Below are 8,316 nucleotides of genomic sequence, written 5' to 3'. Positions count from 1 at the left end.
CCCACTGCGCAGAACCTGCGCTCGGCCTCTCGAGGGGGCGTGCACCGCAACAGCACCGCGAGGCGAGCTAACGCTCGACCTCGTTGTTTGGTGGTGCACGCGTTCACCTGTAGGAACTGACGAAGGCTCGGGCCGCGTTCGGACGATCTTTTGATCTTGCTATTGCGATCTGGAAATGGTCTCCCGGTCAAGACCTGACGCCGTGTTGTCCGGCCCGCTCAGTTCATCGAACGGGCCGGCGACCCTTACCGGTCGAGCAGCTTCATGACTTCCTCCGGATAACGCAGGCCAGCGGTGGCATTCGCCGCAAAGACCGCCTCCAGCGCGTGCAGTTCTTCAACGCTCAGCGTCACCTGCAGTGCAGCCACGTTCTCTTCCAGGTATCGACGTTGCTTGGTGCCTGGAATCGGGATCAGGTAATCACCCTGGGCCAGCACCCACGCCAGTGCCAGTTGCCCGGCGGTCACACCTTTCTCTGCCGCGAGCGCCTGAACCTGCTGCACCAGCAGCAGGTTCTTCGCGAAGTTTTCGCCCTGGAAGCGCGGGCTGAAACGGCGGTAATCGTCTGCCGCGAAATCATCCGGACTTTTCAATGCGCCGGTCAGAAACCCCCGGCCCAACGGGCTATAAGGCACAAAGGCGATGCCCAGGCGTTGGCAGGCCGCCAGGCAACCGTTTTCTTCCTGATCACGGCTCCACAACGAATATTCACTTTGCAACGCACTGATCGGATGAACCTTGTGCGCCCGTTCCAGCGTCGTCACCGAGGCCTCGCTCAGTCCCAGATAACGGACTTTGCCGGCACTGACCAGCTCGGCCATGGCGCCAACGGTTTCTTCAATGGCCACCTGCGGGTCGATGCGGTGTTGGTAATACAGATCGAGAGTGTCCACGCCGAGGCGTTTCAAGCTGCCGTCGATGGACTGGCGAATGTAGTCCGGCCGACCATTGACGCCCCGGGCGCCGGGGTTCGCCGGGTTGCGGACGATACCGAACTTGCTGGCCAGGAACACCTGATCACGCTTGCCGGCTATGGCCTTGCCAATCAGTTCTTCATTGCTGTGCGGGCCGTACATGTCAGCGGTATCGAGCAGGTTGACGCCCAGTTCCAGCGCGCGATGCAGGGTGGCGGTGGCTTCGCGGGTGTCCGTGCCGGTGGTATAGAAGTCGGTCATGCCCATGCAACCCAGGCCGATGGCCGAAACCTGCGGACCGTTTTTTCCCAATTGACGTGTGTGCATGAAATCAGCTCCCTATGAAGTGAATCGCCATTGTTCACCTCGACAGAAACAAGATAAACCGGCTAAAACGGCTATCACTATTCGTTAAATCTAAACAATCTGCCGGTGGAACCAGCAATGGACCGTTTCAACGCCATGCGCGTCTTTACCCGAATCGTCGAGCTGGGTGGCTTTGCCAGGGCCGCCGACAGCCTGCAATTGCCCCGGGCCTCGGTGACCATCCTGATCAAGCAACTGGAGGCGCATCTGGGTGTACAACTGCTGCAACGCACCACGCGGCAGATCAGCCTGACGCTCGACGGTGCGGCCTATTACCCGCGTTGCGTGCGCTTGCTGGCGGATCTTGAGGAGACCGAAGCGGTGTTCAGTGCTGCACGCCACAATCCCAAGGGGCTGTTGCGCGTGGACATGCCGGCGGGAGTGGGGCGCCTGGTGGTGATCCCGGCGCTGCCGCAATTCACCGCTCGCTATCCCTTGATCGAACTGGAAATCGGCTTGAACGATCGGCCAATCGACCTGATTCGCGAAGGTGTCGATTGTGTATTGCGCGGTGGCTCGCCGCTGGACGATTCGTTGGTGGCGCGACCGCTGGTGATGATGGATCAGGTGACCTGTGCCAGCCCAGGCTATCTGCAGCGCCACGGAACGCCACGTACGCTGGATGACCTGCGCGGGCATCAGGTGGTCGAGTACTTTTCCAGCAGCAGCGGAAAACGCTATGGGCTGGAGTTTGTCGTGGACGGCCAGGTGCAGTCGGTCGACCTGCCCAAGCAGGTGGCGGTCAACAGTGCCGATGGCTATCTGGCGGCGTGCGAGGCCGGATATGGTCTGGTGCAGACGCCGTACTATCACGTGGCGCGGCAACTGGAGGAGGGACGTTTGTGTGAAGTGCTGAGAGAAGTGCCGCCACCGGGCATGCCGATGACGGCGCTCTATCCGCCGCACCGCCAGTTATCCCGGCGGGTGCGTGTGTTTGTCGATTGGCTGGTAGAACTGTGTGCCCAGCCTGGCAATGACTTTTACAGAAAGGACTTGGGGCGTTGAGCCGCCGTTAACGATGTTGGTAGTAACCCGGTCCGCCATGGCCGTAGTAGTGATCGTGGTGCCGGCCCCCATGGGGGTAAATAATGCAACCGCTCAGGGTCAGGAGGGCAAGCAGGGGAATCAGCCGTGTGATTCGACGCAACATTTTGGAGATCCTCATGGTTATCGCCGTAATGAAGCTAAAACTCTTCATCGGCTGTAACATGAGACCGCGCTTATAGCAGGTTATTCCCGAAACAGGGTAAGCGCCTGGCATGCATGTCGATACAAACCGGATACATTTTTCAGATTCAGGAACCCGCAATGACTCAGTCGCAACGTTTGAAATACTCGATTCTGATCTCCCTGGTGGTACTGGGGATCATGTTTGGCCTTTCCTGGTTGCAGAACACCGGCGTCATCAGCGAAAAAATGTTCCAGTACATCGCCATCGGTGTGGCGGTGATCGTGGTGGTCATCAATGGCGTGATGCGCCGCAAGGTCAAGCCCTGATCATTGGCTCATGGGTTGCGCAGAATGGCAGCAGCCTGGGGATGCAGGCTGTAGCTTTTGTCGGGGTTGAGGACAATCACGCCTTCGCTGCACAAGCGCTTTAGCACTTCACGCACGCTGAGAAAGGACAATGGAATATCCAGGTCCAGCAATTGGCTGTGCACGCCACGCACGCCAAGGCTGCGGTCGCTTTCGGCGGCCGTCAGCAAGGCATCGATGACTTTCAGGCGGATCAGGCTGGTCCGCAGACCAAAGCTTTTGAGCAGGATTCTGATGCGCTCGTTGTTGTGGCGATCGGTACGCGGCTCGAATACGCTGACTCCCAAGGAAGTCCCCTTTGGCGCATTGCTACCGTCCGTTGGCAGTTGCGAGTTGTACATTGCAAAACTCCTTTTCAGAGCCTGACCAGGAAAAAGTGGGCGCTCTCACAGGACTAGACGTATGAGCAGCGCAAATCATGAAGGCTCAAATGTAGAAATTTTGTCGCCAGCGTGTGATCAACCTGTCAGACCCTGTACCAATAGGCGGTAAAACCCTAAATTTCTGGTGTGAGCTTCGTCCCTACAGGGAGGCACACTGCGTGTGGGTATGCGCAGCGGTGGCCATCGTTTTTTCGATCAGGAGCGAGCGTGATTATTTCCAGCCAGTTAGCCAGGTTGAGCCTGGCGGGTGTGACACTGGGGTTGAGCCTGGGGCTGAGCCTTGCTGCGAGCGCCAACGGTACGCCCGCGCAAACGAGCGCGGACATCCGCCGAACCAGTTTCGGCGTGCCGCACATCCGTGCCGATAACGAGCGCGGGCTCGGCTACGGCATCGGCTATGCCTACGCCCAGGACAACCTGTGCCTGCTGGCCAACGAGATCACTACGGTGAACGGCGAACGTTCGCGGTATTTCGGGCCGGATCAGTTCACCGTCGAAGCGCGGGAGAACCTGGTCAGCGATGTGTTTTTCACCTGGTTGAATTCACCGCAGGCCGTGGCCGGTTTCTGGCAGGCGCAACCTCCTGAGGTTCGCGAACTCATTGAGGGTTACGTGGCGGGTTATAACCGTTCGCTGGCCGAACGTCGTGCACAGGGTTTGCCGACGCAATGCCAGGGTGACTGGGTGCGGAATATCACTTCGATGGATCTGGTGAAATTGACCCGGCGCCTGCTGGTCGAGGGCGGAGTCGGGCAATTTGCCGAGGCCCTGGCCGGGGCCACACCGCCTGAGGCGCTTACTCAGGCGTCAAACGCAGGTTTCCAGGTCGCCGCCACGCGGATGCAGCGCTTTGCCCTGGAACGGGGCAGCAACGCCGTTGCGGTCGGCAGCGAGCGTTCTTTCAACGGGCGCGGCATGTTGCTGGCCAATCCGCACTTTCCGTGGGTGGGCGGCATGCGGTTTTATCAGATGCACCTGACCATTCCCGGCAAACTGGACGTGATGGGCGCGGCGCTGCCCGGCCTGCCGGTGATCAACATCGGTTTCAATCAGCATCTGGCCTGGACCCACACCGTGGACTCGTCCAGGCATTTCACCTTGTACCGTCTGCAACTCGACCCCAGGGATTCGACCCGTTACCTGCTCGACGGCCAGTCCTTGCCGATGGAAAAGCAAACCCTGAGTGTCAACGTCAAACAGGCGGACGGGCAGGTCCAGGCGGTTTCCCGCGTGGTCTATAGCTCGAAGTTCGGACCGGTGGTGCAATGGCCCGGAAAGCTGGATTGGGACCAGCAGTACGCCTACAGCTTGCGCGATGCCAACCTGGATAACGATCGCGTGCTGCAACAGTGGTATGCAATGAACCGCGCCCGCAACCTGAAGGATTTCCAGGATTCGGTGCACAGGATCCAGGGCATTCCGTGGGTCAACACGCTGGCGGCGGACGATCAGGGGCAGACGCTGTACATGAACCTGTCGGTGGTGCCGAACGTCAGTGCTGCCAAGCTCGCCCAGTGCAGCGATCCGCGGATCGGCCTGCAGATGATCATCCTCGACGGCTCCAACAGTGCCTGCGCCTGGGACATCGACCCGCTGGCCGCGCAGGCCGGCATCTATGCCTCGGACAAGCTGCCGCAATTGCTGCGCAAGGATTTTGTCCAGCACTCCAACGATTCGGCGTGGCTGGCCAACCCGGCGCAACCGCTGACCGGCTACTCGCCATTGATCAGCCAGGACAGCCAGCCATTGGGCTTGCGTTCGCGTTTTGCGCTGGATCGCTTGCATACGCTGGCCAAGGTCGGGTCGGCGGACTTGCAACACATGGTCATGGACGATCAGGTGTACCTGGCCGCTCAAGTGATGCCCGATCTGCTGCAGTTCTGCGCGAAAGATCTCGGCACCGACGCAAAAGTGCTCACGCCCCTGTGTGCCAGCCTCAAAGCGTGGGATCGCACGGCAAACCTGAACAGCGGTCTTGGATTTGTCCACTTCCAGAATGTCATGGAGGCGTTGGAGCCGGTCCCGGACGTCTGGCGCGTGGCGTTCGATCCGCTGGACCCGCAATACACCCCGCGTGGCCTGGCGATCGATCGCCCGGACGTGGCGCAGGCGCTGCGAGCGGCGATGCTGGCCTCGGTCGAACAAGTCAGCGCTGCGGGCCTCAAACCAGACAGCCGCTGGGGCGATATCCAGGTGGTCAGCAGCGGTAGCCAGCAAACACCGATTCACGGCGGGCCGGGCACGCTGGGGGTCTATAACGCAATCCAGAGCGTGCCGAGATCCGACGGCAAGCGTGAAGTGGTCAGCGGCACCAGTTACTTGCAGGTGGTGACCTTTGATGAGCAGGGGCCACAGGCCAAAGGCTTGTTGGCGTTCTCGTTATCGAGCGACCCGGCGTCGAAGTATTCCCGGGACCAGACCCAGGCGTTTTCGAACAAGCAATTGAGCGTGTTGCCGTTCACCGAGCAACAGATCATTTCCGATCCGCACTATCAGGTGCAGACAATTCGTCAGCAGGAGGCAAAGCCCGCCAAGGTGGCCGCGCAGTGATCTGAAGGGGAGTCGAAACGAACGAGAAAGGCCGCACCCCGCAAGGGTTGCGGCCTTTTCAGCTTTTAGGGGCCTTTTGCGGAATCGCGTTGACCACCAGGTTGCCGTTGTCGTTGCGCGTCAGGTAGACCGGCAGCACCCGGGGCAGGGACTTCACCAGGCCGTTGATCTCTTTGATGTTGTAGATGCCGCCGATGTGGATCGAGCCGGTGCTGCTGTCAGCGACCTTCAACGGTTTATCCAGGTAGCGGTTGATAAGGGGCAATGCATCGGCCAGCGCCAGATCGTCGAGCACCAGTTTGCCCTGGCGCCAGGCCAGCGAACTGTCGTTGTCATAGGTATCGCTGATGCGCGGAGTGAAATCGCCGCGGCGATAGCTTGCCTGCATCGCCGGACCCAGCCGCAGGCCGTCGCCGGGCAGGTCATCGTTGCTGCTGACCAGCACCGAGCCTTCGATCAGGTTCACCTTCACCTGGTCTTCATACATCCAGACGTTGAATTGGGTCCCGGTCACGCGTATGCGGCCCTCGGCCGCCTTGACGATGAGCGGGTGTCGAGTGTCGTGGCTGACGCTGAAGAAGGCCTCGCCTTTGTTTAGCGTGACTTGCCGCTGATCCTTGTAGTTGCTGTAGGTCAGTTCACTGCCCAGGTTCAACTCAACCTGACTGCCATCGTTCAAGGTGACCGTGCGGACATTGTCGGTCGATTCGAAATGTTGGTACGAGTTGGGTAGCCAACCCAGGTGCCAGCCGCCGAGCGCGGCCAGCGGCAACGCCAGGGCACACACGGCGGCCGCAATGCCCATGGTGCGCCAGGCCGCCTGTGGCCTGGCGCGAGCCAGCGGCACGACCGGGGCGGGGGCGGGGCGAGGCAAGTCCCCGGCAACATCCCAGATTTCCAGCATCGCTTCGTACTCGATGGCGTGGAGCGGATGCGCATCCCGCCATTGCTCGAATGCCTGGCGCTCTTGCTCGGTGCAATCATTGGCGTGCAGACGCATGCACCAATGCGCAGCGGCGTCGGTGATGGCGTCGTATTCGGCTTCCGAGAGCGTGTGTTCGGTCATTGGCTCATCCTGATTTCGTGCATTCTAACCTTGGGGGAAGTCTGCGAGAACATCAGTCATGGCAATTACCCATCAACGTGCATTTATTTTTTGTCAGAGCGCCGCGTTCTTTTCGGCTGGGAGAATTCGTGGACCTGCCCGGTGGGCCAACGTTGAAGGCGGTTGTACTTCTAAACGGCATTGCTGAGCGAAAGGCTTCGGAGAAAAACAGTGGAGCAGGTGAGTCAGGCATCCCTGCGCAATCGAAGGGTTGACAGCTCGCTCCCGGCGCGTTGTTAATCGGCGGTCTACGTACGCTGTTGCCCCCTCCAATAATTAGTCTGGAGCTTCAGATGTCTGCGCCACACGATCACGCCTCCACTGCGGTCTCGCAACACCTGTCCCTTGAAGCGTTGAGCGCTTTGCTAGAGAAGATTTTCTTGCGTCACGGCACCTCGGCCGACGTCGCCAGGGTGCTGGCGCAAAACTGCGCGGGCGCCGAGCGCGACGGCGCGCACAGTCACGGCGTGTTCAGGATGCCGGGTTATGTGTCCACACTGCAAAGTGGTTGGGTCAATGGCCAGGCCGTTCCGATCGTCGAGGATGTGGCTTCAGGTTTCGTGCGGGTCGATGCCGCCAACGGTTTTGCGCAACCGGCCCTGGCCGCCGCACGCGAGCTGTTGGTGGAGAAAGCGCGGAGCGCCGGCATCGCGGTACTGGCGATTCGTAACTCACACCACTTCGCTGCACTGTGGCCGGATGTCGAACCTTTTGCCTATGAAGGCCTGGTGGCCTTGAGTGTGGTCAACAGCATGACCTGTGTCGTGCCCCACGGTGCCGATCGGCCGCTGTTCGGCACCAACCCGATTGCCTTTGCCGCCCCGCGGGCCGACGGCGAACCGATTGTCTTCGACCTTGCCACCAGTGCCATTGCCCATGGTGATGTGCAAATTGCCGCACGCGAGGGTGAACGCTTGCCGGCAGGGATGGGCGTGGACAGTCTCGGCCAGCCGACCACAGACCCGAAAGCGATTCTTGAGGGCGGCGCGTTGCTGCCTTTTGGCGGGCACAAGGGCTCGGCGTTGTCGATGATGGTCGAGTTGCTCGCGGCGGCACTGACCGGCGGCAATTTTTCCTTCGAATTCGACTGGAAGAACCACCCTGGCGCCAAGACGCCCTGGACTGGCCAATTGCTGATCGTGATCGATCCGAGCAAAGCGGCGGGGCAAGGTTTTGCCGAGCGCAGCCAGGAACTGGTGCGACAAATGCACGGTGTCGGCTTGAAGCGCTTGCCGGGTGACCGGCGTCATCAGCAGCGCGCCAGGTCGCAGGCCAACGGCATCGAGCTGGATGCCCGGACGCTGGCGAACCTGCGGGAGCTGGCTGGGGACTGACACCGTGTAGAACCTGTGTAGGAGCCGGCTTGCCGGCGAAAGCGGTGCGTCGGCAAGGTGGATTCCGACTGATCCGACGCCTTCGCTGGCAAGCCAGCTCCTGCAGTAGTGTTCAGTGTTTGTGTAGG

8 protein-coding genes are annotated in these 8,316 nt (G+C 60.5%); 4 read left to right on the top strand and 4 right to left on the bottom strand.

Annotated features, from left to right (window positions below):
• Positions 1-245: 245 nt before the first annotated feature.
• Positions 246-1,241 (bottom strand): aldo/keto reductase, encoded by a 996-nt coding sequence (locus PMI31_RS19895; RefSeq protein WP_008020115.1) that lies wholly within the window; start codon positions 1,239-1,241, stop codon positions 246-248.
• Between the two features lie 117 nt (positions 1,242-1,358).
• Here PMI31_RS19895 and PMI31_RS19890 point away from each other — a divergent pair, with 117 nt between their 5' ends.
• A complete protein-coding gene (locus tag PMI31_RS19890; protein ID WP_008020114.1) occupies positions 1,359-2,285 on the top strand; it encodes a LysR family transcriptional regulator in 927 nt (308 codons plus the stop codon).
• A 7-nt stretch (positions 2,286-2,292) separates the two neighbouring features.
• Here the strand turns inward: PMI31_RS19890 and PMI31_RS31075 are convergent, their stop codons facing one another.
• Positions 2,293-2,430 (bottom strand): hypothetical protein, encoded by a 138-nt coding sequence (locus tag PMI31_RS31075; protein WP_008020113.1) that lies wholly within the window; start codon positions 2,428-2,430, stop codon positions 2,293-2,295.
• 158 nt (positions 2,431-2,588) lie between these two features.
• Here PMI31_RS31075 and PMI31_RS19885 point away from each other — a divergent pair, with 158 nt between their 5' ends.
• Positions 2,589-2,777, top strand: a complete 189-nt coding sequence (locus tag PMI31_RS19885; protein ID WP_007970993.1) for a hypothetical protein — start codon at positions 2,589-2,591, stop codon at positions 2,775-2,777.
• Between the two features lie 8 nt (positions 2,778-2,785).
• Here PMI31_RS19885 and PMI31_RS19880 read toward each other — a convergent pair whose 3' ends face one another.
• Positions 2,786-3,157 carry a hypothetical protein gene (locus PMI31_RS19880; RefSeq protein WP_008020112.1) on the bottom strand — a complete coding sequence of 124 codons (372 nt, stop codon included), beginning with the start codon at positions 3,155-3,157 and terminating at the stop codon, positions 2,786-2,788.
• Positions 3,158-3,406: 249 nt separating this feature from the next.
• On the opposite strand from PMI31_RS19880, the gene pvdQ reads away from it, so the two are divergent.
• Positions 3,407-5,749 carry a bifunctional acylase PvdQ gene (gene pvdQ, locus PMI31_RS19875; protein ID WP_008020110.1) on the top strand — a complete coding sequence of 781 codons (2,343 nt, stop codon included), beginning with the start codon at positions 3,407-3,409 and terminating at the stop codon, positions 5,747-5,749.
• A 58-nt stretch (positions 5,750-5,807) separates the two neighbouring features.
• Here the strand turns inward: pvdQ and PMI31_RS19870 are convergent, their stop codons facing one another.
• Positions 5,808-6,815, bottom strand: coding sequence for a FecR family protein (locus PMI31_RS19870; protein ID WP_008020109.1), 1,008 nt, complete (start codon positions 6,813-6,815; stop codon positions 5,808-5,810).
• A 332-nt stretch (positions 6,816-7,147) separates the two neighbouring features.
• Between PMI31_RS19870 and PMI31_RS19865 the strand changes: the two genes are divergently transcribed.
• The gene (locus PMI31_RS19865) at positions 7,148-8,188 is read left to right on the top strand and encodes an Ldh family oxidoreductase (RefSeq protein ID WP_008020107.1); all 1,041 of its coding nucleotides are present in this window, start codon (positions 7,148-7,150) and stop codon (positions 8,186-8,188) included.
• The last annotated feature ends 128 nt before the right edge of the window (positions 8,189-8,316 follow it).

The organism is Pseudomonas sp. GM55, assembly GCF_000282395.1.
GTDB lineage: Bacteria > Pseudomonadota > Gammaproteobacteria > Pseudomonadales > Pseudomonadaceae > Aquipseudomonas > Aquipseudomonas fluorescens_CC.
This window is presented reverse-complemented; position numbering and strand designations above follow the sequence as displayed.